At 60.2% G+C, this 26,144-nt stretch carries 25 protein-coding genes, 1 tRNA gene and 1 riboswitch; of the genes, 8 read left to right on the top strand and 18 right to left on the bottom strand.

Going from position 1 to position 26,144, the window contains the following annotated elements; genetic code table 11:
• The first annotated feature begins 16 nt into the window (after positions 1 to 16).
• From EJA72_RS14710 to EJA72_RS14700, 3 genes are all read left to right on the top strand, one after another.
• A complete protein-coding gene (locus tag EJA72_RS14710; RefSeq protein ID WP_157712153.1) occupies positions 17 to 1,363 on the top strand; it encodes a diguanylate cyclase domain-containing protein in 1,347 nt (448 codons plus the stop codon).
• 115 nt (positions 1,364 to 1,478) lie between these two features.
• Positions 1,479 to 1,637 carry a KGG domain-containing protein gene (locus EJA72_RS14705; RefSeq protein ID WP_157712152.1) on the top strand — a complete coding sequence of 53 codons (159 nt, stop codon included), beginning with the start codon at positions 1,479 to 1,481 and terminating at the stop codon, positions 1,635 to 1,637.
• 73 nt (positions 1,638 to 1,710) lie between these two features.
• The gene (locus EJA72_RS14700) at positions 1,711 to 2,214 is read left to right on the top strand and encodes a DUF4142 domain-containing protein (protein WP_157712151.1); all 504 of its coding nucleotides are present in this window, start codon (positions 1,711 to 1,713) and stop codon (positions 2,212 to 2,214) included.
• 44 nt (positions 2,215 to 2,258) lie between these two features.
• Here the strand turns inward: EJA72_RS14700 and EJA72_RS14695 are convergent, their stop codons facing one another.
• Positions 2,259 to 2,669 (bottom strand): low affinity iron permease family protein, encoded by a 411-nt coding sequence (locus EJA72_RS14695; RefSeq protein ID WP_157712150.1) that lies wholly within the window; start codon positions 2,667 to 2,669, stop codon positions 2,259 to 2,261.
• Between the two features lie 232 nt (positions 2,670 to 2,901).
• Between EJA72_RS14695 and EJA72_RS14690 the strand changes: the two genes are divergently transcribed.
• Entirely contained in the window at positions 2,902 to 3,987 is a 1,086-nt protein-coding gene (locus tag EJA72_RS14690) for a type I restriction endonuclease (RefSeq protein ID WP_157712149.1), read from the top strand.
• A gap of 165 nt (positions 3,988 to 4,152) precedes the next feature.
• The gene (gene tam, locus EJA72_RS14685) at positions 4,153 to 4,923 is read left to right on the top strand and encodes a trans-aconitate 2-methyltransferase (RefSeq protein ID WP_157712148.1); all 771 of its coding nucleotides are present in this window, start codon (positions 4,153 to 4,155) and stop codon (positions 4,921 to 4,923) included.
• Positions 4,924 to 5,190: 267 nt separating this feature from the next.
• Here the strand turns inward: tam and EJA72_RS14680 are convergent, their stop codons facing one another.
• The 14 genes from EJA72_RS14680 to EJA72_RS14615 all read right to left on the bottom strand — a co-directional run bounded on the left by EJA72_RS14680 (position 5,191) and on the right by EJA72_RS14615 (position 20,072).
• A complete protein-coding gene (locus EJA72_RS14680; RefSeq protein WP_157712147.1) occupies positions 5,191 to 5,598 on the bottom strand; it encodes a type II toxin-antitoxin system HicB family antitoxin in 408 nt (135 codons plus the stop codon).
• Positions 5,599 to 5,633: 35 nt separating this feature from the next.
• The gene (locus EJA72_RS14675; RefSeq protein WP_178129373.1) at positions 5,634 to 5,813 is read right to left on the bottom strand and encodes a type II toxin-antitoxin system HicA family toxin; all 180 of its coding nucleotides are present in this window, start codon (positions 5,811 to 5,813) and stop codon (positions 5,634 to 5,636) included.
• A gap of 290 nt (positions 5,814 to 6,103) precedes the next feature.
• Positions 6,104 to 6,177 (bottom strand) — tRNA-Gly (locus tag EJA72_RS14670).
• A gap of 159 nt (positions 6,178 to 6,336) precedes the next feature.
• The gene (locus EJA72_RS14665; protein WP_157712146.1) at positions 6,337 to 7,221 is read right to left on the bottom strand and encodes an alpha/beta fold hydrolase; all 885 of its coding nucleotides are present in this window, start codon (positions 7,219 to 7,221) and stop codon (positions 6,337 to 6,339) included.
• Between the two features lie 313 nt (positions 7,222 to 7,534).
• Entirely contained in the window at positions 7,535 to 8,227 is a 693-nt protein-coding gene (locus EJA72_RS14660; protein ID WP_157712145.1) for a pseudouridine synthase, read from the bottom strand.
• A 57-nt stretch (positions 8,228 to 8,284) separates the two neighbouring features.
• Positions 8,285 to 8,488, bottom strand: a complete 204-nt coding sequence (locus tag EJA72_RS14655) for a cysteine-rich CWC family protein (RefSeq protein ID WP_157712144.1) — start codon at positions 8,486 to 8,488, stop codon at positions 8,285 to 8,287.
• On the bottom strand, positions 8,466 to 9,968 hold the full coding sequence (locus tag EJA72_RS14650; protein WP_157712143.1) for a diguanylate cyclase: 1,503 nt from the start codon (positions 9,966 to 9,968) through the stop codon (positions 8,466 to 8,468). The genes EJA72_RS14655 and EJA72_RS14650 overlap by 23 nt, the downstream gene beginning before the upstream one ends.
• Before the next feature lie 232 nt (positions 9,969 to 10,200).
• Positions 10,201 to 11,979: an allophanate hydrolase gene (gene atzF, locus EJA72_RS14645; RefSeq protein ID WP_157712142.1), complete on the bottom strand. Its 1,779-nt coding sequence runs from the start codon at positions 11,977 to 11,979 to the stop codon at positions 10,201 to 10,203.
• 25 nt (positions 11,980 to 12,004) lie between these two features.
• The gene (gene uca, locus EJA72_RS14640; protein ID WP_157712141.1) at positions 12,005 to 15,706 is read right to left on the bottom strand and encodes an urea carboxylase; all 3,702 of its coding nucleotides are present in this window, start codon (positions 15,704 to 15,706) and stop codon (positions 12,005 to 12,007) included.
• 291 nt (positions 15,707 to 15,997) lie between these two features.
• A complete protein-coding gene (locus EJA72_RS14635; RefSeq protein WP_157712140.1) occupies positions 15,998 to 16,639 on the bottom strand; it encodes an urea amidolyase associated protein UAAP2 in 642 nt (213 codons plus the stop codon).
• Positions 16,640 to 16,650: 11 nt separating this feature from the next.
• On the bottom strand, positions 16,651 to 17,376 hold the full coding sequence (locus EJA72_RS14630; protein WP_157712139.1) for an urea amidolyase associated protein UAAP1: 726 nt from the start codon (positions 17,374 to 17,376) through the stop codon (positions 16,651 to 16,653).
• Between the two features lie 12 nt (positions 17,377 to 17,388).
• Complete coding sequence (locus tag EJA72_RS14625; RefSeq protein ID WP_157712138.1) at positions 17,389 to 18,177, bottom strand: ABC transporter ATP-binding protein; 789 nt, start codon at positions 18,175 to 18,177, stop codon at positions 17,389 to 17,391.
• Positions 18,174 to 18,989: an ABC transporter permease gene (locus EJA72_RS14620; RefSeq protein WP_157712137.1), complete on the bottom strand. Its 816-nt coding sequence runs from the start codon at positions 18,987 to 18,989 to the stop codon at positions 18,174 to 18,176. The genes EJA72_RS14625 and EJA72_RS14620 overlap by 4 nt, the downstream gene beginning before the upstream one ends.
• A gap of 15 nt (positions 18,990 to 19,004) precedes the next feature.
• Positions 19,005 to 20,072 carry a putative urea ABC transporter substrate-binding protein gene (locus EJA72_RS14615; protein WP_157712136.1) on the bottom strand — a complete coding sequence of 356 codons (1,068 nt, stop codon included), beginning with the start codon at positions 20,070 to 20,072 and terminating at the stop codon, positions 19,005 to 19,007.
• Positions 20,073 to 20,133: 61 nt separating this feature from the next.
• A riboswitch (guanidine-I (ykkC/yxkD leader) is annotated at positions 20,134 to 20,235 on the bottom strand.
• A 283-nt stretch (positions 20,236 to 20,518) separates the two neighbouring features.
• On the opposite strand from EJA72_RS14615, the gene EJA72_RS14610 reads away from it, so the two are divergent.
• Together EJA72_RS14610 and EJA72_RS14605 are read left to right on the top strand one after the other, a co-directional pair.
• Positions 20,519 to 20,770 carry a hypothetical protein gene (locus EJA72_RS14610; RefSeq protein ID WP_157712135.1) on the top strand — a complete coding sequence of 84 codons (252 nt, stop codon included), beginning with the start codon at positions 20,519 to 20,521 and terminating at the stop codon, positions 20,768 to 20,770.
• Between the two features lie 167 nt (positions 20,771 to 20,937).
• A complete protein-coding gene (locus EJA72_RS14605; RefSeq protein WP_157712134.1) occupies positions 20,938 to 21,387 on the top strand; it encodes a hypothetical protein in 450 nt (149 codons plus the stop codon).
• A gap of 108 nt (positions 21,388 to 21,495) precedes the next feature.
• Here EJA72_RS14605 and EJA72_RS14600 read toward each other — a convergent pair whose 3' ends face one another.
• A complete protein-coding gene (locus EJA72_RS14600) occupies positions 21,496 to 22,608 on the bottom strand; it encodes an enoyl-CoA hydratase/isomerase family protein (protein WP_157712175.1) in 1,113 nt (370 codons plus the stop codon).
• 132 nt (positions 22,609 to 22,740) lie between these two features.
• On the opposite strand from EJA72_RS14600, the gene ung reads away from it, so the two are divergent.
• The gene (gene ung, locus EJA72_RS14595) at positions 22,741 to 23,433 is read left to right on the top strand and encodes a uracil-DNA glycosylase (RefSeq protein ID WP_157712133.1); all 693 of its coding nucleotides are present in this window, start codon (positions 22,741 to 22,743) and stop codon (positions 23,431 to 23,433) included.
• A gap of 162 nt (positions 23,434 to 23,595) precedes the next feature.
• Here the strand turns inward: ung and EJA72_RS14590 are convergent, their stop codons facing one another.
• Together EJA72_RS14590 and EJA72_RS14585 are read right to left on the bottom strand one after the other, a co-directional pair.
• On the bottom strand, positions 23,596 to 24,636 hold the full coding sequence (locus EJA72_RS14590) for an AbrB family transcriptional regulator (protein WP_157712132.1): 1,041 nt from the start codon (positions 24,634 to 24,636) through the stop codon (positions 23,596 to 23,598).
• Positions 24,629 to 26,143 carry a tripartite tricarboxylate transporter permease gene (locus EJA72_RS14585; RefSeq protein WP_157712131.1) on the bottom strand — a complete coding sequence of 505 codons (1,515 nt, stop codon included), beginning with the start codon at positions 26,141 to 26,143 and terminating at the stop codon, positions 24,629 to 24,631. The genes EJA72_RS14590 and EJA72_RS14585 overlap by 8 nt, the downstream gene beginning before the upstream one ends.
• Between the last annotated feature and the right edge of the window lies 1 nt (position 26,144).

The raw sequence follows: 26,144 nt of genomic DNA, 5'->3' as shown, positions 1-26,144 counted from the left end.
GTCTCCGCAGGGCACCATGGCAATCAGAAACTCCGCGCCGTTGGCGAGCTACATCGATCTCTTGCTGGACGCCGTTTGTGCGGTCGATAAACAGGGACGCTTCGTGTTTGTCAGCGCAGCCTGCGAACGGGTCTTCGGTTACACCCCTGACGAACTGGTCGGTCAGCAGATGATTGACCTGGTGCACCCCGCCGACCGTCAGCGCACCCTCGACGCCGCGCGCGACATCATGGCCGGCGAGCCCAAGCTCAACTTCGAAAACCGTTACGTGCGCAAGGATGGCCGGGTGGTGCACATCCTGTGGTCGGCGCGCTGGTCGGAGGTCGATCAGCTGCGCATCGCGGTGGCGCGCGATATCACTGATCGCAAGCAGGCCGAGTCGCGGCAAGCGGCGTTGTATGCGATTTCCGAGGCGGCGCATGCGGCGGAAGACTTGCTGGCGCTGTTCAAGCGTATCCACTTGATTATCGGCGAATGGTTGCCGGCGCTGAATTTCTCCGTGGCGCTGTATGACGAACACTGCGCGCAGCTGAATTTCCCTTACCACATCGATGATCATGAACCGCAGCCCGAACAGCCCGGCACGGTCACTGGGCGCTTGTGTGCCGAGGTGATGCGCACGGGCCTGCCGATTCTGCTGACCCCGGATCAGGCTGTTCCGCCCGCCGGGTTCGAGGGGCTGACCGCTGAACAGACCTCGCGGTGCTGGCTCGGTGTGCCACTGAATTCGCAAAACGGCACCATCGGCGCGCTGATCGTCAAAAGCGTACCCGGTGGGGAACGCTACACCGAGCAGGACAAGGAGTTGTTGCAGTTCGTTTGCGCCCAGGTCGCCACCGCGATCGAGCGCAAACAGTTGCATGCCCGACTGCAGCGCATGGCCCAATACGACCAGTTGACCCAGCTGCCCAACCGCGAGCTGCTGCGCGAGCGACTCAAGGACTCGCTGACCGTGGCCAAAGAAGAAAGCGGACGAATGGCGTTGCTCTACGTCGACCTCGACCGTTTCAAACAGGTCAACGACACCCATGGCCACGCCGTCGGCGACATGATGCTGCAAGCGGTGGCCAACCGACTCAAGGGCTGCGTGAGGGAGACCGACACGGTGTCGCGCATCGGCGGAGACGAGTTTGTGGTGTTGTTGCACAGCATTCACAGCGCAGAAGATGCCGACCGCGTCGCCGCAAAAATCCGTCAGGTGCTGGCGCAACCGCTGCGTCTGGACGGGCACAGCCTGAACATCCACACGAGTATCGGTGTCGCGCGATACCCCGACCATGGCACTGAAGAAAAGCAGCTGTTCCGGCATGCCGACGAAGCCATGTACAGCGCCAAGCGCGAGCATCACCTGCGATTGGTCTGAGGATCGCCACCGTTCGTCGCGGCATGGGCAGTTTTTCTAAACCTTTTTGGCGATCGAAATTCAGATCCTATGCGAGCTCCTGCTCGCCGCGATCATCACCAAGAGGTAGAGAATCATGCCTAATTCAAGAAACTCGAACTCGGGAAACTTCGCCAACGATCGAACGAAGGCGTCTGAAGCCGGCCGCAAAGGTGGGAAAACCACCACCACGACTGTCGATAAAGAACCTTCGAAACCCGACATGGGCCGCAAAGGTGGTCAGAAATCCAAGTAGTGGTGAAGGCAGTTTTGATTGAGAGGCGGGAGCGTAAGCTCCCGTTTGAATTTTATTAAAGGAGGGCGCGACCATGAGCCGGATGGCCACCCGCTTACGCAATGCCAGTTTTGCCACGTTACTGGGCCTGTGTGCCAGCAGTGCCTTTGCCCAGACCCCCGCCGAATTCATCAACGATGCATCGGCCAAAGGCATGGCCGACATCGAAGCCAGCCGTCTGGCCCATCAGAAAACCGAATCCAAAGAGGTCAAGGATTACACCATCGTCGTCATCAACGACCGTACCACCGCCAACCAGCACCTGGCGAAAATCGCCAAGCAACTGGACCTGCCGGTGGCGCCACGGGAAGAAGTCGTCGGCAAGGCCAAGGGCTTGATGCCAGAAGTGCAGGACGGTGCATCCTTTGATCAGGCGTATGCCGCCAGTCAGGTGAAAACCACCCAGGACGCCATTGACCAACTGCAGCAGGAAGCCCAGACCACCGACGTACCGGAAATCAAGGCATTCGCTGAGGAAACCCTGCCAAAACTGCAAAACCATCTGCAAATGGCCAGGGCCCTGCAAGCGGGTCGCTAATCATCAGAACGCGCGGGTGACCTCGGGCCACTCGCGTTTTGCCCTCAGCATTCATTCAAATCCTGCTTGTTCTTTTCCTGGACGACAGGCCCGTCCAGGGAAACCGTCTCGCCTTCACCCAGTTGCCGGTACTGTTTTCTCAGCGCTTCCAATTGTTTGAGGTCCAGCGCTTCGAGCCCCAGCATCGCGTTCTGCGCCTCTTTGGTCACCCGCAGCAACTCATCGATTTTCAAATGCAAAATGTCCGTGTCGCGGTTCTGCGTGTTCTGAATCAGGAACACCATCAGGAAAGTGATGATGGTGGTCGAGGTGTTAATGATCAGTTGCCAGGTGTCGTTGAAATGGAAAATCGGCCCGCTCAGCCCCCAGAGTGCAATCAAGATCAACGCCCCCAGGAACGTCTTCGGGCTGCCTGCCCACAAGGCGAGTTTCTGCGAGATTTTTGCGAATTTCATGGCCGTGTTCCTTATTGGGATGCGCTTGAGTTTGTGACAGCGCGGGCGGGATGAAAGTCCTGATTACATTTTTGTATTCGGTGAAAGGCGGAGCACCCCAACCCGAGTGCGGGGCGCGGTTTTTCGCAATTCTTGGCTGGAATCTGTCTTTGTGGCGGTTTGTGTCTAGTATCAGAGGCAGTCAATTTGCCAGCACGCAAACACATGGATCGAAATCAAGAAGGGGTCACGCATGGATTTTTTCGAAAAGTTGACAAGTTTAGCCGCCAAAGTTCGTTTGCAGAGCGCTGCAATTCAAACCGAAGAGGCGACCAAGAACGCTTTTGTCATGCCCTTTATCAGCACGGTGCTCGGGTACGATGTCTTCGACCCGACCGAAGTTACTCCTGAATTCGTTTGCGATGTAGGAACGAAGAAGGGAGAGAAGATTGACTACGCAATCATGAAGGCTGGTGAGGTTCAGATACTTATCGAATGCAAAAAAATAGGCGAACCGCTGCACATCAATCATGCCTCACAGTTGTTCCGCTATTTCCATGTCACCAGTGCTCGCATCTCTATCCTTACCAACGGACAGGTCTACAAGTTTTTCACTGACCTGGATGCTGCCAACAAAATGGATGAGAAGCCATTTCTCGAGCTAGATCTCTTAGATATCGACGAGTATTCCGTCCCCGAGCTGGTAAAACTTACCAAGTCAGCGTTCGATGTTGATTCGATTATCAGCGCCGCGGGTGAATTGAAATACGTCAGCCAAATCAAAAAAGTCATCGCGTCCCAGGTCAGCAAGCCCGACGATGACTTTGTGAAAGTGTTCGCTTCGCGTGTCTACGACGGGGTGATTACTCAGAAAGTCCGTGAGCAGTTCCATGAGCTGACGAGAAAGGCTGTGGCGCAGTTTCTTAATGACCAGATAAATGACCGGCTCAAGTCGGCGATGAGCGGAGCTATTCAGCCTACGCTCGCCTCCTTGACGGTTGCTTCCGGTGATGCTGAGCAACCGGATCTGCGGGATGAATCAGAAGGCAAGGTTCTGACAACGTTGGAGGAACTGGAGGGTTATCACATCGTCCGCGCCGTCGTTCGTTCTGTCGTGGACGCCAAACGAATTGTTCAACGCGATACTCAGAGCTATTTCGGCATTCTGCTCGATGACAACAACCGCAAACCGATCTGCCGTCTGCACTTCAATCGCTCACAAAAGTACATCGGCATTTTTGACGAGGAAAAGAATGAAACCCGGCATGCAATCAACTCGGTCGACGATATCTACGAGTACTCGGATCATTTGAAAAAGACCGTCGGGTACTACGATTAGGCTCCTTATCTTCCGACGAAAAAACCGGCTAATTAAGCCGGTTTTTTTGCTGAAGCGTTCAGCGATGCATGCAGCCAATAGTGGGATAGAGCGAAACCTGCCAGACGATGTATCGTAGCGATCCGGCTGTCTGTCCCACCCACAACGTACCGTCAGGAGAACGCAATGAGCTGGTCCGCCAAGCAATACGTCGCTTTTGAAGATGAACGCACACGCCCGGCTCGCGATTTGCTGGCGGCGATCCCGCCCGTGGATGCACGCTCGGCCATCGACATCGGTTGTGGCCCCGGCAATTCGACCGAGTTGCTGGTAGAGCGCTTCACCAACGCCACGGTGCGTGGCGTGGACAGTTCGAGCGACATGATCGATGCCGCTCGCAAGCGCTTGCCGCAGCTGCAGTTCGACACCGTTGATATCGGCACTTGGAACGACAGTGGCCCGTTCGACGTGATCTTCGCCAACGCGGTGTTGCAGTGGTTACCCGATCACGCAACGTTGCTGCCATCGCTGGCCGCCCGCCTGACCGAAGGTGGCAGCCTCGCGATCCAGATGCCCGATAACCTCAACGAACCGTCCCATCGCCTGATGCGCGAAGTGGCTGCCGATGGCCCGTGGGCGGGAAAATTGGCAAATGCCGCCGGGCAACGCACGGAGATGGCGAGTGCCAGCGCCTACTACTCAATGTTGCGACCGCACTGCGCGCGCGTCGATGTGTGGCGCACCACCTACCATCACCCGCTGGCGGGCGGCGCGTCGGGCGTGGTGGAGTGGTTCAAGGGCAGCGGTTTGCGGCCGTTTCTCGAGCCACTGAATGACGCGGAAAAGACTCAATACCTCAAGCAATATCACGCTGCGATCGAGCAGGCTTATCCGGCGTTGAGCGATGGTTCGGTGCTGCTACCGTTTCCGCGATTGTTCATCGTCGCCACCCGCTAAGCGCAAAAAAGGGACGGCTAACGTTGAACGTTATCTGTCCCTGCGCCGGGCACTCAAGTAGTCGAAAAGAAACGAGGCAAAGCCGAACAACCCAATCATTGAAATGATCATGAGCCCCAACTCTGAATTGTCCATGCTTATCTCTGCGTGAAAGGTGAGAGGGCAGAGTAGGGTGTTTTTCGACGGGTTTGATGCTGTGCTACGGCTTCTTTTACTGGCTCGCGAGGATCTATATGCAAAACATACGAGGGCATCGCGCAAAACTGGTCAGCCCTGCTGCAACACCTTCAGTGCTGCTGACGCCAGGAACCCCGAACGGCTTTTCTCCTCCGGATGATGCAACACGTACTCATCGATGCGGTTGAGCAGGTAACCCGGCAGTGTGATGTTCAGTTTCTGGGCTTTGCCCAGGTATTTGGTGACATCAATGTCGACCAGCGCCCAGGTGCAGCCCGCGTATTGCGGATTGGCCGCATGCAAGGTGACTTTATTGGCCGTCGGAATCGGCGAGCCGTCCTCCGCCAGAATTTCGAAATGGCCTTCAATGGCTTCTCGAGCCATGGCCATCGCGTCGTCCAGATCGTCGCCTGCCGAGTAGCAGCCAGGAATATCGGGGACTTCCACGCCCCAGGCGTGCTCGTTGTCGCCCGTTGAAATTGCTATTGGGTAAAGCATGTTCACTGTCCTCCATGGCCCGCCTACTGAGATCGTCAGAGCAGCGCCTGTTGCAAAATACTCATGGCTGTTTTTTTGAGCAGATCCTTTTTCGGATGAGGAACCGTCACCAGCCCCGGCTTGGTCGGATGCTTGAAGTGATGGTGACTGCCCCTGATTCGAACCAGACACCAGCCATCCGCTACGATTTGGCCTATCAAAAACCGGCTATTCACATCACCTCCGTGTGGTGTGCTCAGGTGGTTACTATACCCACTGAATTTTTATGATCAACACTATAACCACTGGACCCGATCGGGCACCGATGGATAGTTGGCAAGAAGCGAGTCTAGGAGGGTGCGAAGAAGGGAGGCGGGGATGGCCATAAATGAGTGGTTTTCTGTATTGCAGGGTTTTGCGAGTACCCACGCCACAAAACGCCAGACATAAAAAAACCGGCCAACAAGGCCGGTTTTTTCTTTACCTGCATCTCCCGTCAAAACACGACGTGAGACAAAAATTCGATTGGAGCGGGTGAAGGGAATCGAACCCTCGTTATCAGCTTGGGAAGCTGGAGTAATGCCATTATACGACACCCGCTCAGAGCGGTGACTTTGTACCAGATGTGCGCTTGGAAATGAAGTTTTTCTTTGCGCAGTATCACTTTAGCGCGGGTGAAACAGGTTCTGGACCGAGTGACGGTCATTCGCGGGCAAGCCTCGCTCCTACAGGTCGGGGCTTGCTCGCGATGACGCTGTTTCAGATGGCCAGTGCATGGTGATCCTGGACGTAGTGGTAACGCGGTCGGCTTTCATGCTGCGAAGGTTTCAGGAAACCCAGCAGTGCATGGCGGCTGTCTCGGCAGGCGGCTTTGTGTTCCATGTCGAGAAAGTGACCGGTCGCTTCCAGCGTCGTGAAGGTGGCCTGTTTCACGTGGTTGGCGAACAGTCGCGCGCCATCGGCGGCGGTGTATTCGTCCCATTCGCCATTCATGAACAGCACCGGCACGTCGATTTTTTCTGCGGCCTTGAAGAAGCACTGGCGATCGCTGTGCAGCAAATCGCTGATGTGGAAGTGCATCTGCCCGTACTCATGATCGGCCAGGCTGCTGACGTGCCGGTAGTTGAAGCGCTTGAACAGGGTCGGCAAGTGTTTGCCGATGGTGCTGTTCACCAGGGTGCCGACCCGGTCGCCATCCCGGCTGCCGAGGTAGTCGACGCCGCGCTCGAGGTAGTCGAGCATGTGCGCGTTGATCTCAGGGGAGAACGAGCTGATCACGGCTTTTTCGATGCGTCGTGGCCGGTGGGCCAGGGCGACCAGGGTCGCGGCGCCACCCCAGGAAAACGACAGCACGTGTTCGGCGGCGAAGTGGTCGATCAGCTCCAGGAGGATCTGCCCTTCAACTTCCTTGGTCAGCAATTTCTCATGCAGGTTGTGGGCTTTTGACCGGCCCGCGTAGGGCTGGTCGTAGCAGACCACGTTGAACTGCGGGTGGAGGTTTTTCACGGTCTGTGCAAACGACGCAGTCGTGGCCATCGAGCCGTTGACTAAGATAATGGTCTTCTCTGCGGCGTCTGCGCGATAGAACTCCGTGTAAACCCGATACTGACCCTGTATATCCAGCACAGCGATTTCTGGCCTCATGTCATAAGACTCCTGGCAAGCGGGTATGCGCGCAAATGAGATTGCACGAGCTTTGTGACAGGTAGGCATATGCCTTGGAATTTTGCGGCCCATGTCGATCCGGTGCTGCAGGTCGACGGGTATTATTATTGGCGGGCAGTCTGCCGGTCTGAGGCGGAGCCCGTGGGCTCACTAACCGGCAAAAAGTTTCTTAGAAGTATGTAGTGACTCGTCAGTCACATTTCGGCTGACGACCTGATTCAAGCAGGGGCAACGGCATCGCGCAAGTGCCATTCGTAAATTGTTCGACAACTTCTGCTGAGCGGTCGCCCGCTTAGATCAATCCGATCTCTTCATCGCTCAGCGGGCGGTATTCGCCCGGTTTCAACGTGCTGTCGAGTACCAGCGGACCCATGCGCTCACGGTGCAGGCGCAGCACTTTGTTGTCGAAATGGCCGAACATCCGCTTCACCTGGTGATAGCGACCTTCGACAATACTCAGGCGCGCAGCCTTCGGCCCGAGCAGTTCCAGCTCGGCCGGCAGCGTGGTGAGGTCTTCGAATGCGAAGTACAACCCTTCGCTGAATTTCAAGGCGTAGTGCGGGCCGATCTCTTGCTCGGTCTCGACGTAATAGACCTTGGGCAGTTTGGTTTGCGGTTGGGTCAGACGCCGCGACCAGCTGCCATCGTTGGTGATGATCATCAGACCGGTGGTGTTGAAATCCAGGCGACCAGCGATGTGCAGCTCATCCTTGTCCGGCTCGTGGATCAGGTCGAGCACGGTCGGGTGCTCCGGATCACGGGTGGCGCTGACGCAACCGGCGGGCTTGTGCAGCATAAAGTGACGAATCGGTTTGCCGACTTGCAGCACCTCGTCGTCGACTTCGACCCGACTGAATTCCCGCACCTCGGCGTGAGGGTCGCTGACGATATTTCCGTCAATCCTGATGCGTTTTTCCACCAGCAACAGGCGAACCTGCTTACGGTTGAAGCGCGGCAGGTTGCTGAGGAAACGGTCAACACGCATGTCTGGGGATCGGCAGGGAAAGGGCCGCGTATCTTACGTGATCGGCCGAGGCGCTGCTTACAACTGCGTTTCGACCTGCGCGCAGCGCGGGCACAGGCAGGATGTGTCGCGCAGCTCGGCCGGCAGCGCCTTGAGGACTGCCGGGTCGATACTGACGCCAAAGCACCAGCAGGCTCGATCGGCGGTGCGCGGATCGGCCAGGGTGCAGTCGTTGGAGGCCCCGCAGGCGGGGCATTGTTCAGGCGGGTTCTTGATAGTCATAACGGGAGTGAGACAGTTCCACGCAGGTGCGGTTACGGCCGGATTGCTTGGCCCGATACATCGCATGATCGGCCCGGGACAGCAGGGTATGCAAGGTTTCATCGGGCTGCAACGTGGTCAGGCCGATGCTGACGGTCAGCTGCAGCGTATGACCGTTGTAGGCATAACGCTGTTGTTCCACATGCTGGCGAATTTTCTCGGCGATCATCAGACCGGTCTCACCGTCCGTGTCCTTGAGCAGCACGATGAACTCTTCACCGCCCCAGCGGCAGACGATGTCGGAGTGCCGCAGGCAACTCTCCAGGTCACGGGCAAAGCCGATCAGCACCTGATCGCCGGCGAGGTGACCGTAGGTGTCGTTCAAGGCCTTGAAGTGGTCCAGGTCCAGCAGCAGCGCGGTCAGCGGTTTCGGTTCGCGCTGGGCTTCGTGCAAGGCTTGCGCGGCCAACAGGTCGAAGCCACGCCGGTTGGGTAGCTCGGTCAGGCTGTCGAGGGTCGCTTGTGCCTGGATCTTGACCTGATAGCTTTTGATCACCCGGTTGAGCAGGGCCAGCACGATCAACGTCACCACCAGGCAAATCAGCAGGTTGAGGTACAGCGACTGACGGATTTCACTGAGGGCGCCGTCTTCACGTTTGTCGACAAACAGGTACCAGTTCAACTCTGGAATGAACCGCACGTTGAGGAAATGTCCCTGGCCCTGGACGGAATATTCGTAGCTGCCTGTGTGGGGTTTGGGCAACTGGCTGATGAGCGTGTTCATGCTCTCAAGCTCGTCGAGTTTCTGGCCGATGTGCGCACCTTGCGGGCCGCCGTCGGCACCGGTGAGCACCAGGCGCCCGAATTTATCGACGAAATACACGCTGCGCTGGTAGCGCTGCTGATACTTGTCGATCAGCTTGATCACCGCATCGACCGTCAGGCCCACGCCCGCCGCGCCGATGAAACGGTTGTGGTAGTCGTAGACCTTGTAGTTGATGAAGAAGGTCAGGTTGTCCTTGTTGGCAAGGTCCGGATCGACGTTGATCTCGTAGGGATCGGCCATGTCCCGCACGCGGAAATACCACGTATCGCGCGGCTCGCTGGCTTTGACCTGTTTGAGCACTCCCTTGGCGTGGTAGTAGGTGAGGCTGGCGTTGGAGACGAAAAACGCGGTGTAGGCGCCGTAGTGGGTCATCACCTCGTTGAGGTAACGGGTCATTTTTTCCGGGTCGTTTTCGCCGTTCACCACCCAGTCGCGCATGAAGGTGTCGCGGGACATCATCGAAGAAATCAGGATCGGCCTGACCAGGTCTTTCTGGATTTCCGAGTAGACCGTGTCCGACGTCAGCGGCAGTTCGGTGTTGACGATGTTGTCGCGGATCGACGCGCGCGAGGCGTAGTAACTGAGGAAAGAGGTGGCGAGGAAACCTGCGCCCAGCAGCGCGATCAGCGTGAGAACCAGCGAACGTTGGGAATACAGCGGCGAGCGAAGCGGCATGACAGTTCCGTTGGCAGTGACCCGATGGCAAGCATTCTAGTGGCACTGCGGGGAAATAACTCCAGGATTTGTAGGGTGAATCGGCAAGGATCAGAGACGGAGGCGCCCTGGACGCCGCCGTTCCCCTGTGGGAGCGAGCCTGCTCGCGATGGCGGTATGTCAGTAAAAACAGCGTCGACTGACACATCGCTATCGCGAGCAGGCTCGCTCCCACGGGTTTTGTACTTCGCTTTTAGAGCTGGGATTTCAGGTAAGCCCGCCACCCCCCCAAATGGCTGATGTCGACCGCACCCTCCAACCCATACCCCTCACAGATAAACCCGCTCTCCCATCGCCCATCCGCCAATTGCACTTTGCCCAATCCGAGGGGCGCCGGAATCCCGGTCAGGAACGAGCCCAACTCACTGCTCGGCAATTGCCAGACCTCGACCGCAATCGCCACGCCGCCATCCTTCACCCGAACCATCCCCGGACGAAACGGCGGGCCACCGGCCAACGCATACAGTTGATAGTCCGGTGAACTGAACGTCGACTCGACCAACGTCGCGCCACGGCGCTTCAATTGCCAGTTCAGCGCCAGGCCATCCAGATGTGCGCCGCACACCACCAAGCGTGCCTGATCATTGCGCGCGATGGCCGACGGTGCTGGCGTTGCCAACCCTTGCCGACGTTGGAAGGCATCCGCCACGCCGAGCAAATACTGATCCGTGAACGCTCGGCCAAACAGCGTCACGCCCCATGGCAAACCATTGGCCATGAACCCGCTCGGCACGGCCACGGCGGCGTAGTCCAGCAGGTTCATGAAGTTGGTGTAGTAACCCAGTTCCGAATTGCGCAGCACCGGTTCCGCGTCCAGTTCTGCCAGGGTGACGGGGCGGCCGATGGTCGGTGTGACCACGCAATCCAGGCCTTGCAGCGCCTTGTCGCACAGGGCTTTCAGGGCTTGCAGCCGATACTGGGCGCGGAAGGTTTGCACGCCGCTCACCGCCGGCGCCTTGGCCAACACGGCTCGAATCACCGGCAGCACGGCTTCAGGGTTCTGCTCCATCAACTCACCGGCGACGCTGTAGCGCTCGGCCACCCACGGGCCTTCGTACAGCAAGCGCGCCGCTTCGAGAAACGGCGACAGATCCAGTTCCACCGCCTCGCCACCCAAGGCCTTGAGCTGATCGATTGCATCTCCGAACAGCAACGGGCCTTCGCTGCAACCGAAAAACTCCAGGTCTTGCGCACGCGGTACGCCGAAACGGAAGGGGCGCGGCGTGCCGAACGCTGAACCGTCATTCCACAGCGGATTGCTGCGGCTGTACGCATCGCGTGGGTCGAGGTGCGCCGTGAGCGCCAATAGTTGACTGGCTTCCCGAGCGGTCGCGGTGAACGTGGTCACGCAATCCAGCGTGCGACAAGCCGGCACCACGCCCGCCGTGGAGATCAGCCCCTTGGTGGCTTTCATCCCCACCAGATTGTTCAACCCCGCCGGCACTCGCCCGGAACCGGCCGTGTCGGTGCCCAAGGAAAAACTCGCCACACCCAATGCCACCGCCAGCGAAGACCCGGCGCTGGAACCGCCCGACGGATACTCCGGCAGCACGCTGTTCGGGCAGGCACCGTACGGTGAGCGACTGCCATTGAGCCCGGTGGCGAACTGGTCAAGATTGGTCTTGCCCAGCGGGATCGCCCCCAGCGCCAGCAATTGCTCGACGATGGTCGCCGACTGCTCCGGCACATAGGCAAACGCCGGGCACGCCGCCGTGGTTGGAATGCCCGCCAGATCGATGTTGTCCTTGATCGCGAAGGGCACGCCGTACAGCGGCAGGCTGTCGACATCGCGACCGTCGAGTGCGGCGAGGTACGGCTCCAGTTCTTCGACACTGAGCAAGTGGATGAACAGGTGATAGTCCGGGTTCAGCGCGGCAGCCTTGTCACGCAGGCCCAGCAGCAGTTTGCGAGGTGTGGTGCTGCCGTCGCGGTAGGCGCTGCGCAGGGTGTCGAGTTGCAGATTGATGTTCATGACATTGATCCTTTTCAAAATGGGTTCACTCGAGTTCCAGCACCACGACGCGCTGTCCGGCGCGCACCGCCGACCCCGGTTGCACACGAATCTCGCGCACCACGCCAGCAGTCGGTGCGAGCAGCGGAATCTCCATCTTCATCGACTCCAGAATCACCAGCACATCACCGGCCTCAACCCGGCTGCCGGTCTCGACCTGAACCTGCCAGAGGTTGCCGGCGATGTGGCTGTCGACGCTCATTTCGCCGTGGGCGAGTGGTGTGTCTTCGGTCGCTTCCGGGGCCGCTTCTTCGCTGTCGAAATGTGCCTGGCCGCTGGCGATCCAGCGTTCGCGCTCGGCGTTGAACGCGCCTTGTTGTTGATCGCGAAACGCGGCGATGGTCTCGGCTTCTTTGGTCAGGAACGCCTGGTAATCGGCGAGGTTCAACTGGCTGTGCTCGATGTTCAGGTCGAAGCGCCCGAGCGGGAAATCCCGGCGGATGCGCAGCAGTTCATCGGCGCTCACCGGGTAGAAGCGGATCTGGTCGAAGAAGCGCAGCAGCCACGGTTTGCCGTCGAACGCGGCGACTTCGCGGTAACGGTTCCACATCTGCAACGTGCGGCCCACGAACTGATAACCGCCGGGACCTTCCATGCCGTACACGCACATGTACGCGCCGCCGATGCCCACCGAGTTTTCGGCGGTCCAGGTCCGCGCCGGGTTGTACTTGGTGGTCACCAGCCGATGGCGCGGGTCGAGTGGGGTGGCGACCGGTGCGCCGAGGTACACGTCGCCCAGGCCCATCACCAGGTAACTGGCGTCGAACACCGTGCGCTGCACTTCATCGAGGTTCGGCAGGTCGTTGATGCGGCGGATGAACTCAAGATTGCTCGGGCACCAGGGCGCGTCCTTGCGCACGGTGGTCATGTATTTTTCGATGGCCAGCTGGCAGGCCGGGTCGTCCCAGGACAGCGGCAAATGAACGATGCGCGACGGCACTTGCAGGTCCTTGGCGGCGCACACGGCGTCCCATTCACCGGCGACGATACCGAGCAGATCGGCCAGCGACAGCTGCTCGGGCTGGTAGTGTACTTGCAGCGAGCGGATGCCGGGTGTCAGGTCGATGACACCGTGCAGGTGTTTGCTTTCCAGCGCTTGCATGAGGGCATGGGCGCGGAAGCGCAAAACCAGATCAAGTTCGGGGGCGCCGATTTCCAGGAGCAGATGCGTGTCGCCGGACAGTCGCGCAACCAACCGCGTATCCCCCTGACCCAAATCCAGCACCACAGGCGACACTATTCCCTGTGGGAATACATTACCTGTGGCGAGCGAGCTTGCTCGCGCTGGGTCGCGAAGCGACCCCAACCCCAGCGACTCGGTTACGACAGGCTCACCGCATGCGACTGATGGCGAGTGCTTCGCACTCGAACGGGAGCAAGCTCCCTCGCCACAAAGGGGCTGTGTCGCCAGCGAACGGGCGGTCTTGATATCGACGGGGTGGAACTGAACTTTGTCGCCGGCCTTCAATTGCCCAAGCTGCCAAAGATCCGCTTCGATGACCGTCACCGGGCACACAAACCCGCCCAGGCTCGGGCCGTCCGGGCCCAGGATGACCGGCATGTCCCCGGTGAAATCCACCGCGCCAATCGCATACGGGTTGTCATGAATATTCGACGGATGCAGCCCGGCTTCACCCCCATCGGCACGCACCCATTCCGGCTTCGGCCCGATCAGGCGAACGCCGGTGCGGCTGGAGTTGAAATGTACTTCCCACTGGGTGGCGAAAAAAGTGCCGATGTAGTGTTCAGTGAAATATTCCGGCGCGCCATGAGGCCCATAGATCACGCGAATCTGCCGCACGGCCGGTAACGCGGTGACCTGTTCTTCTTCCAGTTGTTGACCGGCGCTGTGATCGCTCAAGGCCGGGATATGCAACACGTCGCCAGCCCGCAACGCACGACCGCCATGACCACCGAACTGGCCAAGGGTGAAGGTGCTTTTGCTGCCCAGGTAATCCGGCACTTGCAGGCCACCGCGCAGGCACAGGTAGCTGCGAGCGCCGGCCCCGGCAATCGTGCCGAGGCTTAGCGTGGCACCGGCGGGTACGGGCAGTGCGGTGTTCATCGCCACGGTTTCGCCGTTCAACGTCAGCGGAATCACCGCCCCGGTCACCGCCACCACCGCCTCGCAATTGAAGCGCAGCAATGGCCCGCTCATGGTGATCTCCAGCGCCGCGGCGCCTTCGTCGTTGCCCAGCAAGCCGTTGCCCAGTCGCAGCGCCCGACTGTCCATCGGGCCTGATGGCGGCACACCGACGGCCCAGTAGCCGAGGCGGCCGGGATAATCCTGCACGCTGGTTTGCGTGCCGCCGCTGAGCACTTCAAACGTGTTGGCCTGATAGACCAGGTTTTCCAGGCAACGGGTCCACGGCTGGCCGCTGGCGAAGGGCGCGTCGAGCAGGATTTGCCGCAGGTAATCGCGATTGGTTTCCACGCCATACAGCAGGCTGTCGCCCAACGCCTGATGCAGATCGGCGCGTGCTTGCTCGCGGGTGGGTGCCCAACTGATGACCTTGGCGATCATCGGGTCGAAGTACGGCGGGATCTCGCAACCGGCTTCGACCCAGGTGTCGATGCGCAGCTGCTTGCCGTCGGCGGACGGGAAGTGCACGGCGGTCAGCAAGCCTGGGCTCGGCTGAAAATCCCGTCCCGGGTCTTCGGCATACAGGCGTGCCTGAATCGCATGGCCGTCGGCTTTCAAGCCCTGGCTCAATTCGCTCAGTGGCGGCAAATCACCGGCCGCCAGTTCCACCATCCAGCGCACCAGGTCCACGTCCCACACCTGCTCGGTGACGCCGTGTTCCACTTGCAGCCGAGTGTTCACTTCGAGGAAGTAGAAGCGCTGGTCTTCGCTGTCGAAGACGAATTCCACGGTGCCGGCGCTGCGGTAATTCACCGCTTTGGCCAGTTTGATCGCCGCCGCGCACAGCTCATCGGCCATGCCGTCGGGCAGGTTCGGTGCCGGGGTTTCTTCGAGTACTTTCTGGTTGCGGCGCTGTACCGAGCAGTCGCGCACACCGAGGGCAATCACGTCGCCGCGACCGTCGCCGAACACCTGCACTTCCAGATGGCGGGCGCGCTGGATGTACTTCTCGATGAACACGCCGGCGTCGCTGAAATTGTTCTGACCGAGGCGTTTCACCGCTTCAAAGGATTCGCTCAGTTCGTCGGCACTGCGGCACACCCGCATGCCGATGCCACCACCGCCAGCGGTGCTTTTGAGCATCACCGGGTAGCCGACCTGTTCCCCCGCGATCAGGGCCGCGTCGAGGCTGTCGAGCAACTCGGTGCCTTCGAGCATGGGCACGCCGTGTTGTTTGGCCAGGGCGCGGGCCGTGTGCTTGAGACCGAACACCCGCAGTTGCTCAGGCGAGGGGCCGATGAAGGCAATGCCGGCGGTTTCGCAGGCTTCGGCGAACGCGGCGTTTTCCGAGAGGAAACCGTAGCCGGGATGGATCGCCGTGGCGCCGGTGGCTTTGGCGATGGCGAGGATTTTGTCGACCGCCAGGTAGGTGCCGGCAGCGGCGCCTTCGCCGAGGCTGAGGGCTTCGTCGGCTTGAAGGATATGCAGGCTCGCGGCATCGGCCTCGGAGTAAACGGCCACGCCTTTGACGTGCAGTTCACGCAGGGTGCGCAGGATGCGGCAGGCGATGGCGCCACGGTTGGCAATCAGGACTTTTTCGAACATGGCATAACCCCTGGAGGGGATGCGGGCCGTCCCGCAGTTTTTCGTTGGGCGCCGGGGTCGTCCCCGGCGGGAAAATCAATTCACCTCAAACCACCACCGACCCCTGTAGGAGCGAGCCTGCTCGCGCTGGTCGTGAACGATTTCGCGTAAAACCAGATGCCCCGCGGCGCACTTTGGTTTTTCGCGAGCAGGCTCGCTCCTACAGTGGGTGGTGGTGTTCTTGAGGTTTTAGGCACTGCCCGGAACGGGCCTGGCACAGGGCAAACAGCCATTTACGCAACCACGCCATTTTCAGTTCCATACCAATAACTCCGCAGGGGTCGGGTTGTAGGCATTGCACGGGTTGTTCAGTTGCGGGCAGTTGGAGATCAGCACGATCACGTCCATTTCGGCCCGCAGGTCGACGTATTTGCCCGGTGCCGAAATGCCGTCTTCAAAAGTCAGGCCGCCATCGGCCGTGACCGGCACGTTCATGAAGAAGTTGATGTTCGGCCCGATGTCGCCCTTGCCCAGTCGTCCGTCGTGCACGCAGGCGCGCAGGTAGTTGTCGCGGCAGCTGTGCATGTAGCGTTTTTCCAGCGCGTAACGCACGGTGTTGCTCTCTTGGGCGCAGGCGCCGCCGAGGGTGTCGTGGCGCCCGCAGGTGTCGGCGACGATGGTCAGCATCGGTTTGCCGAGGTTGGAATACAGCACGCTGCCGGTGCTGAGGTAGACGCTGTTCTGCCGGCGCAAGGTGCGCTGCACGTCGTAGCGTTCCTTGGGGTTGGCGACGCTGTAGAACAAGGTGTCGACGGCCTGGTTGCCTTCCAGGTCGAGGATGCGCAGGGTCTGGCCAGCCTTGACCTCCATCAGCCAGGGTTCGCCGGCCGGGATGGTAGCGCGGTAGACCGCGGTGTCTGGGTGCTGTTGAGCGGTGGCGATTGCGAGTGACATGGCAGCGATCCTCAGGCGAACAAACGGTCGGTGTTGATGAAGCCACGCTCGTTTTCCGGGCGCGAAGTGCGGCAATGCTCGGCGACGCTGGCGTCAGCGTTCATCCAGCTCAACTTCAAGGGTTTCGGTGCGTATTCCGGCGAGGGATCCATCGGATGCTGCAACGCGGTCAGCACCACCAGCGTGTCCATCGGTGCGTACAGCTCGATGTAGTCGCCGGCCTTGGAGTTGCCGTCGACGAAATGAAAACGCCCGGCTTCATCGACGTTCACGCGGCTGAACAGGTTGAGCGTCATCAGCAAATCCGACAGCCCCAACCCCCACTTGCCGAGCTCCACCAGCAGGTTGTCGGTGCCGTTGCGGAAGAAGCCATTGCGCAGTTCCTGATAGCGGCCGGCGCCGTATTTTTCCGCGACTTCTTCAGCGCAGAGCACGCCGCCGAGGCTGTCGCTCCAGCCACAGGTGTCGGCGGTGATGGCCGCCAGCACGCGGCCCATGTCCGAGTACAGGCAATGGCCGGTGGTGAGCTTGGCGGTGTGTTGGCATTTGAGGCTGTCGGGCAGGTTCAGGCGTTCGGTTTTTTCGTTGGCGTTGAGCAGCGTCAGGCTGACGTTGGCGCCGCCGCGCAAATCGGTCAGGCGCAGCAGTTGGCCGCGCTTCAAGACGAAAGAACGATGGCCGCCGCCAGGAAGCATTTCTTCGGCGAACGGGGGAAACAGTTGAGTCGAATCAGTCATTGCCAAATTCCTCTAAGCGATACGAAGCGTGCCTGCCAACGGAGCGGGCGGGGCGTCGACGGCGGCGCGCTGGACGCGGCGGTCGCTGTTCAAAGGGATGTCGTAGGTGATGCGTGCGCCATAGGCGCCGGGGGCGTGCGGATCGACGCGGACCTTGTCGAACACCAGCAAACGTGTGCCGAGGCTGAAGCCTTCGGACAGGTCGTGAGTGACCATGAACACCGTCAGTTGCGTCTCGCGCCACAGTTCCAGCAGCAGGTGATGCATGTCTTTGCGGATGCCCGGGTCCAGCGCACCGAACGGTTCGTCGAGCAGCAACACCCGGGGTTTCATGATCAGCGCCTGGGCGATGGCCAGCCGTTGTTGCATGCCGCCGGAGAGTTGTGCCGGGTACTTGTCCAGCGAATGGCCGAGGCCGACTTTGCGCAGCAGGATCGAGGCCTGTTCCCGTGCATCGCGCTTGGCGCTGCCGAACAACCGCCCCAGCAACGGCGAGCGCGGCAGTTCGAGGCCGAGGGCGACGTTGTCCAGCACCGTCAAGTGCGGGAACACTGAGTAGCGCTGGAACACCACGCCCCGGCTCGCGTCCGGTTCGCCGGCCAGGGCCTGGCCATCCAGCAGAATCTCGCCACGACTGGCGCGTTCCTGACCGAGCAACAGGCGCAGGAAGGTCGACTTGCCGCAACCCGAGGCGCCCACGAGCGTGCAGAATTCACCCTCGTTGACGTTCAGGTTCAGCCCTTCGAGCACCACCTGATCGGCGTATTGCTGCCAGACGTTTTTCACCGTGATGAAGCTCATGCGCGGGCTCCTTCATACCAGGGGAACGCGCGTTGGGTCAGGCGCTTGAGGCCCCAATCCATCAACCAGGCGAGCAGGGTGATCCAGACCACGTACGGCAGAATCACGTCCATTGCCAGGTAGCGCCGCACCAGGAAGATCCGGTAGCCGAGGCCATCCGTGGAGGCGATGGCTTCGGCGGCGATCAGGAACAGCCACGCCGAGCCGAGCATCAGCCGCAACGAGATCAGCAGGCGCGGTAGCAGTTGCGGCAACACCACGCGCAGCATCAGGGTCCAGGTTGATGCGCCGAGGGTCTGGGCCTTGATCAGCAGCTCGACCGGAATCTCCCGGGCGCGTTGTTCCAGGTCCCGCGCCAGGCACGGGGTGATGCCGATCACGATCAGCATCACTTTCGACAACTCGCCCAGCCCGAACACGATGAACAGAATCGGCAGGATCGCCAGGGGCGGCACCATCGACAGCACCGTGAGCAACGGCGACAACGGCGCGCCAAACAGCGGCAAGGTGCCGGCGGCGATGCCCAGGCACAGCCCGGCCAGTGCGCTGATACCGAGGCCGATGGCCAGGCGCCGCAGGCTCGACGCAGTGTCTTGCCACGATACGTATTCACCGGTGCGCGAGTCGGCAACGAAGGCCAGGCGTTTGACCGCGTCGCTCATTTGCACCGCGCTCGGCAACAGCTTGTCGTTGGGGTTGTCCGTCAGCCGCTCGGCCGAGCCCATGAAGTAGGCGAACAACACCAGGGCGAACGGCAGGATCACCAACAGCAGGCGACTCGGGCGATCCGGGTGGCGATTGATCAGGCGCATGGCCAATTCCTCTTTTTACAGCTTGGCGTCGGCGGCCATCTGCACGTAGGTCGGATCGAAACGCAGCTTGAGGTTGGTCTTGTCGCCGCTGGTCACGCCGTTGGCGAAGGCCATGCCGACTGCGCTGGTGTCCTTGGCGCCTTCACCCAGCAAGCCATGCTGGAATGAGAATTCGGCGACCTTGCGCATGGTGTCCGGCAGTTGCCTGCTGGTGGAAAACGCCAGGGCTTCGTTCGGCGTGGCGAACAATTTGGTGGTGTCCAGTTGCGCCTGGAAACCCGCCAGGTCAGTGCCCGAGGCTTTGGCCATGTGTTCGAGTGCGACTTTGCTGGCGGCGTTTTTCGCGTTCATCAACTCGACCACTTCGAACCAGGCGCCGGTCAGGGCCTTGCCCAGGGCCGGGTTGTCTTTGAGGGTGGCGCTGTTGACCACCATCATGTCCATGATTTCGCCGGGGATCTGGCTGGAGTTGAAGACTTCGGTCACGCCGGGTTTGGCCTTGATGTCCGAAAGCATCGGGTTCCAGGTGGTGACGGCGTTGACCTGCGCGGTATTGAAGGCCGCGGAAATGTCGGCGTCGGAGGTGTTGACCACTTTCAGGTCTTTCTCGGTGAGGTCCACCGAATCCAGCGCCCGGGCCAGCAGGTAATGGGACACCGAGAGCTCGACCAGGTTGACGTCCATGCCCTTGAGGTCGGTGACTTTCTTGCCGTCACCCTTGAGCACGATGCCGTCGTTGCCGTTGGAGAAATCGCTGACGATCAGCGCGGTGCTGTCGACGCCACCGGCCGCCGGAATGGTCAGCGCATCCATGTTGGTCATGGTGCAGCCGTCGAACTGGCCGGCGGTGTACTGGTTGATGGATTCGACGTAGTCGTTGAGCTGCACCACATCGATCTTGATGCCGTACTTCTTCGCCCATTTGTCGACGATGCCTTGGCTGCCGGCGTATTCCCACGGCATCCAGCCGGCGTAGATGGTCCAGCAGACGCTGAAGTGGTCTTTCTGAGTGGCCTGGGACGAGACGCTGACGAGGGCTGCGAACGCAGCGGCGAGCAGGGCGGGTAAACGAAGCTGGGGCATGGTGATTCTCCAGTTGATCTAGGGCGGGCAGGAGTCAACGCGGCACCGCGAACGGTGGCTTGTCTCCCGGGCTTTTGTCCCGCCGTGTAACCTCAACTGGAGGTCGCCAACTCTCGGACCAGCCACTCGCTCAAAGCGAGCCGGAACCCTAGTCAGCCATTGCAAATTGTGGTGCCGCGAACCTGTGATGACTCCTGCACGGGTTTGCTAAAGCGAGAGCCGTGCCAAGTTGGCCGAAACGCTCTGGGCCGGGGAGTTGCGCGATTTTTATCGCTGGAAGGGGCGTGAGGTTGCCTTGTGATGGTGCGTGGCTGCACCGCAATGGAACGTGCTTGCCGCTGATCTGATGGTTGATGCAGGCCAGCACTTGGTGCCGGTTTTCAAGTCAAAAGTAGTGTCAGCCGGATGTGTGCCGGCTGTTGTCGCTGGTCTTCCCGGAGGCCGTCATGTTCGTTCAGAAAAAACGTTGTCGCCTGCTGCTGGGGGCGTTTTTCGCGTTGGGCCTGTCCGCTTGTTATTACTACGTCGGTCCCGCCGATGTGTACACCACACCTTATTACTACCCCGGTTATTACTCGCCTTATTACTACGGTGGCGCTTACGGACCGCGCTATTACTGGGGCGGCTATCGCTACTATCACTACGGGGGCTATGGCGGGCGTTATTACGGCGGTGGATATCACCGCTGGCACCATTAATCAGGGTGTGAATAGATGAAAAACCTTTCATCGGTGAGATGTTTCAACTTGTTGCAAGACCGCACCAGATTTCGAAATCGATGTCTGATCTTTCGACAGTCACCGAATAATTGACTGTCGCTCGCCAGCGTCGCTGGTGTGGCTCACTCGCGGTCCAGGAGGCCGCCATGCTGTGTCATAAATCGCTCCGCCGAATTTTTCTGATGGCTGTGTTGGGATTATCACTGGGTGCCTGCGTGCCCTATTCCGATGGAGGAGCCAGCTACTACAGTTCCGAGGTTTACACCTCGCCAACGCCGACCTATTACTCGGGTGGTTATTATTCAGGCGGTGGAGGTTATTACTCGCCTCCGCCACGGTACTACTCGCCGCCAGCCCGGTATTACCAGCCAACCCCGCGGTACTACTCGCAGCCGCGGATCTACCAATCGGCACCGCGCTATTACCAGTCAGCCCCGCGAGCAGACTACCGCGCCTATCAAAACCACGGCTGGGATGGCCGCAATCGTGGCAACTGGAACAATGACGATCACCGGGGTGGTGGGCACAACAATCACAACGGTCGCGGCGACCATGATGGTCGCGGCGATCACGATGGCCGGGGAGGTCGTCGGTAACAACGAATAAACGAATATCTGTAGGAGCGAGCTTGCTCGCGATGGTGTGTCAGTCAACATCAATGTTGTTGACCCACCATCACGAGCAAGCTCGCTCCTACAGTTTTTTCAGTACTCGGAAAGGTCGGCCAGCGGATGCCGACCCTCCCAAACCTTGTGAAAATGCGCCTCAACCACCGCATCCGGCACGTTATTAATGTCCGGCCAATGCCAGTGCGGTTTCTGATCCTTGTCGATCAACCGCGCCCGAACCCCTTCACTGAATTCCGGATGCCGACAGCAATTGAGACTCATCGTGTATTCCATCTGGAAAACCTGAGCCAGCGACATGTGGCGGGCGCGGATGATCTGCTCCCACACCAGATGAGCGGTCAGCGGTGAACCTTCGCTCAGGCTTTTCGCGGCGCGGCTCAATAGAAGGTCCGTGCTGTCGCGCAAATGGCTGATGGCCTTCCAGGCGCAACGCACATCGCTGACATCCAGCAGCTCATCGATCTGCTGGCGCCGTGGCAACCATTGGGCCTCGGGCATCTGCGCGATCGCTTCTTGCTGCAAGGCCTTGAACAGGCTGTTGAGCTGCATCGGCGTCTGTTCCTGCCAGTTCAACTGCAGCAAACCTTCAATCAGCTCCTCCTGTTGTTCATCGAGCAGGAAGCGGTCGGCGAGGTCCAGATCAATTGCATCGCGCCCGTTCATGTGTGCGCCGGTCAGGCCGAGAAACAACCCAAGCTTGCCGGGCAGCCGCGACAGGAACCAACTGGCCCCGACGTCCGGGTATAAACCGATGCTGATTTCCGGCATCGCCAAGCGGCTGCTCGGCGTGACAATCCGAATGCTCGCGCCTTGCAACAGGCCCATGCCGCCACCCAGAACGTAACCATGACCCCAACAGATCAGCGGTTTCGGGTAGGTGTGCAGATTGAAGTCCAGGCGATATTCCGCCGCAAAGAAATGCGCGGCCAAGGGCGGTACTTCGCCCGGGTGCGCGCGACACGCTTCCACCAGGCTGCGCACTTCGCCGCCGGCGCAAAACGCCTTGGCACCCTTGCCGCGCAATAATACGCAGACGATTTGCGGATTCTTGGCCCAGGCGTCCAATTGATCGCGCAGGGCGTTGATCATTGGCAAGGACAGGGCATTCAGGGATTTTTCAGCATCCAGGCTGGCGACGCCGATACGAGCGCCGTCGGTGCCGGTGAGTTCTTCGAAGTGCAGATTCATCATGACCTCGATCGGGAATTTGAACGTTCAGTATGATCGCTATGGTGGAAAGTGCCGGATCCGCGTCAGATCAATTGACAAGCGTGATGCGCCTTCTTAGGGTTCGCCCCATTGTTTTTGCCGGATGTAACCATGACTGACGACGACCGTATCAAACTCGAACCAAGCTGGAAGGAGGCACTGCGTGCTGAGTTCGACCAGCCCTACATGGCAGAGTTGCGCAACTTCCTGCAACAGGAGCGCGCGGCCGGCAAGGAGATTTATCCACCGGGCCCGTTGATTTTCAACGCACTCAACTCGACGCCACTGGACAAGGTCAAGGTCGTCATCCTCGGTCAGGACCCGTATCACGGCCCGGGCCAGGCCCATGGCTTGTGCTTCTCGGTGCAACCGGGCGTGCCGGCGCCGCCGTCGCTGGTGAACATCTACAAAGAATTGAAGCGCGACCTGAACATCGACATCCCCAATCACGGCTATCTGCAGAGCTGGGCCGATCAGGGCGTATTGATGCTCAACACCACCATGACCGTGGAGCGGGCCAACGCCAACGCGCACAAGGACAAGGGCTGGCAGTTTTTTACCGACCGGATCATTGAAGTGGTCAGTCAACAGCAACCGCATCTGGTGTTCATGCTCTGGGGCGCCCATGCCCAGAGCAAGCAGAAGCTGATCGATGCGACCAAGCACCTGGTGCTGACCTCGGTGCATCCGTCACCGCTATCGGCGTATCGTGGCTTTCTTGGGTGCGGGCACTTCGGCCGGACCAACAAGTTTCTTGAACAGAATGGCGAGACGCCGATCGAGTGGCGGTTGCCGCCGGTTTGATGTGTAGACTTCAGAGGCTTTTGTGGCGAGGGAGCTTGCTCCCGCTGGGCTGCGAAGCAGCCCCAATATCTGCAATCTGATTCCTTCTGATACACCCTAAACTCCGGGTTACGACTGCTTCGCAGCCGAGCGGGAGCAAGCTCCCTCGCCACGGGGTGGGTGTCAGGGCTGCTCCGGCACCCGGTTCCAATACTTGAACAACGGCTCCGCCAGAAACAACACAAACAACAGCCGCATCACCTGCATTGCTGTCACCAGCGGCACCGACAATTGCAGGGTCTCCGCCGTCAGGCTCATTTCGGCAATGCCGCCGGGCATCATGCCCAAGGTCAGTGAGCGCAGATCCAGATGGGTGAGGGCACTCAAGCCCAGTGCCGCTGCCGTGGCAATCAGCATGGTCAACACCGTGCCGATCAAAGTCCGGCCCATGAACGACGGGGCGCGACGGAAAAACTGCCGATTGAAGTGACAGCCCAGGCCGCTGCCGATCAGCCATTGGCCAATCTGGCTGCCGCCGTGGGGCAAGCCAATGTGCAGATCCCAACTGATGCTCACCGCCGCACTCACCAGCAGCGGCCCGAACAGCCACGGATTCGGTTGACGCAGACGCTCCCAGGCCCAGGCCGCCAACGCGCCTGCGGGAAACAGAAGGGCCAGCCAGCGCCAGTCCACAGCGCTCGCATGCACCACCGGCGCGCCGTCACCCAACAAATACTTGAACGCCGCCGGCACACATAGCACCACCACCAGCACCCGAAGGCTTTGCCCCGCCGCCACACGGCTGAGCACCGCGCCATTGCGCGCGCCGAGGTTGACCATCTCCCCGGAACCGCCTGGCATGCTGGAAAAGAACGCGGTGGCGCGATCCTCACCGGTACGCCGCATCAACCAGACCCCGACCACCGCGGACAGGCTGGTGACCAAGGCCCCGAAGAAGATCAGGCCAAAGTGACTCAGCACCTGCTCCATCACCACCGGGGTGAAGTGCAGGCCGATACCGATGCCGACCACCCATTGGCCGCACTTGCGGCCGCCGGGGATTTCCGCCAGTTGCCAGGGTGTCAGGCAGCGCACGAGGATGATCGCCAGCAACGAGCCGACCATCCACGGCAGCGGCCAGCCAATCTGACTGGCGAGGTAACCGCCCAGCGCGCCGACCAGCGGCGTACCCCACCAGGCGTTGAGAGGTGCTCGATCAGACATCGGCAACCGCGCGACGAGAGACTGAACGTTTGCGCCAGATCCGCACGATCGGCACCAGCAACATCACTACGATCAACGCCCAGACACCGAGCGTGATCCCGCTGGACCAGAGGATCTCCAGCGAGCCGTTGGAGATCGACAGCGCCCGACGCAAGTTCTGCTCCATCAAGCCGCCGAGGATGAAGCCCAGCAACACCGGCGACAACGGGAAGTCGAGCTTGCGCAGGATGTAGCCAAAGATGCCGATGCCGATCATCAGGAACAGGTCGAACGTGGTGGCATGCACCGCGTACACGCCGATGGCGGTAATGATCGCGATCATCGGCACCAGCGCCCAGTTCGGGACGGCGAGGATGCGGGTGAAGATGCGGATCATCGGGATGTTGAGGATCACCAGCATGATGTTGGCAATGAACAACGACGCAATCAGGCCCCAGACGATGTCGGGTTGCTGCTGGAACAACAGCGGGCCCGGTGTGATGTTGTAGAGCGACAAGGCGCCAATCATGACGGCGGTCGTTCCCGAACCGGGTACGCCGAGGGTCAGCATCGGCACCAGCGCGCCGCAGGCTTCAGCCCCGATGGCGGTTTCCGGCGCGGCCAGGCCACGTTTGTCGCCCTGTCCGAATTTGCCACTGGGGCCGGCGATTCGTTTCTCGGTCATGTAGGCAACGGCGCTGGCGAGCGTTGCACCGGCGCCGGGCAGAACGCCCATGATGAAACCCAGCACTCCGCAACGCATGTTTACCCAGAACACCGAAGCGGCTTCCTTGAAGTTGAACATCATGCGGCCGGTGGCCTTGAACGCTTCCTGGCCACGGTGGGTTTTCTCCAGCAGCAACAATATTTCGCTGATGGAGAACAGGCCCAGCACCAACACCACGAACTGAATGCCGTCGGTGAGGTGGATGTTGTCGCCGGTGAAGCGGTAGACACCGCTGTTGGCGTCGATGCCGACGGTCGACAGGAAAAGGCCGATCAACGCCGCAATAAAGGTCTTCAACGGTCGATCACCGGCCATCCCGCCGAGACAGACAATCGCGAACACCATCAGCACGAAGTACTCCGCCGGACCGAAGGCAATCGCCCATTTCGCCAGGATCGGCGCGAACACCACCATGCCGCAGGTGGCGATGAATGCACCGATGAACGAACTCCACGCCGACAGCGAAAGCGCGACGCCGGCCATGCCTTGGCGGGCCATCGGGTAGCCATCGAGGGTGGTCATGACGGTGGACGCTTCGCCCGGAATGTTCAGCAGGATCGAACTGATCCGGCCGCCGTACTCGCAACCCAGATAAACCGCGGCCAGCAGGATCAGCGCCGACTCCGGTGGCAGCCCGAGGGCGAACGCAATCGGGATCAGCAGCGCCACGCCATTGATCGGCCCGAGGCCGGGCAGCAGGCCGACGACGGTACCGATCAATGTGCCGCTGAGGGCGGTGACCAGGTTGTAAGGGGTCAATGCGACGCCGAAGCCGTGACTCAAGTAACCAAGCGTATCCATT

Origin of the sequence: Pseudomonas sp. PB120 (genome assembly GCF_009761815.1) — a bacterium.
Taxonomy (GTDB): Bacteria; Pseudomonadota; Gammaproteobacteria; order Pseudomonadales; family Pseudomonadaceae; genus Aquipseudomonas.
Note: the sequence above shows the minus strand (reverse complement) of the source record. Positions and strands in the feature narration are given on the sequence as shown.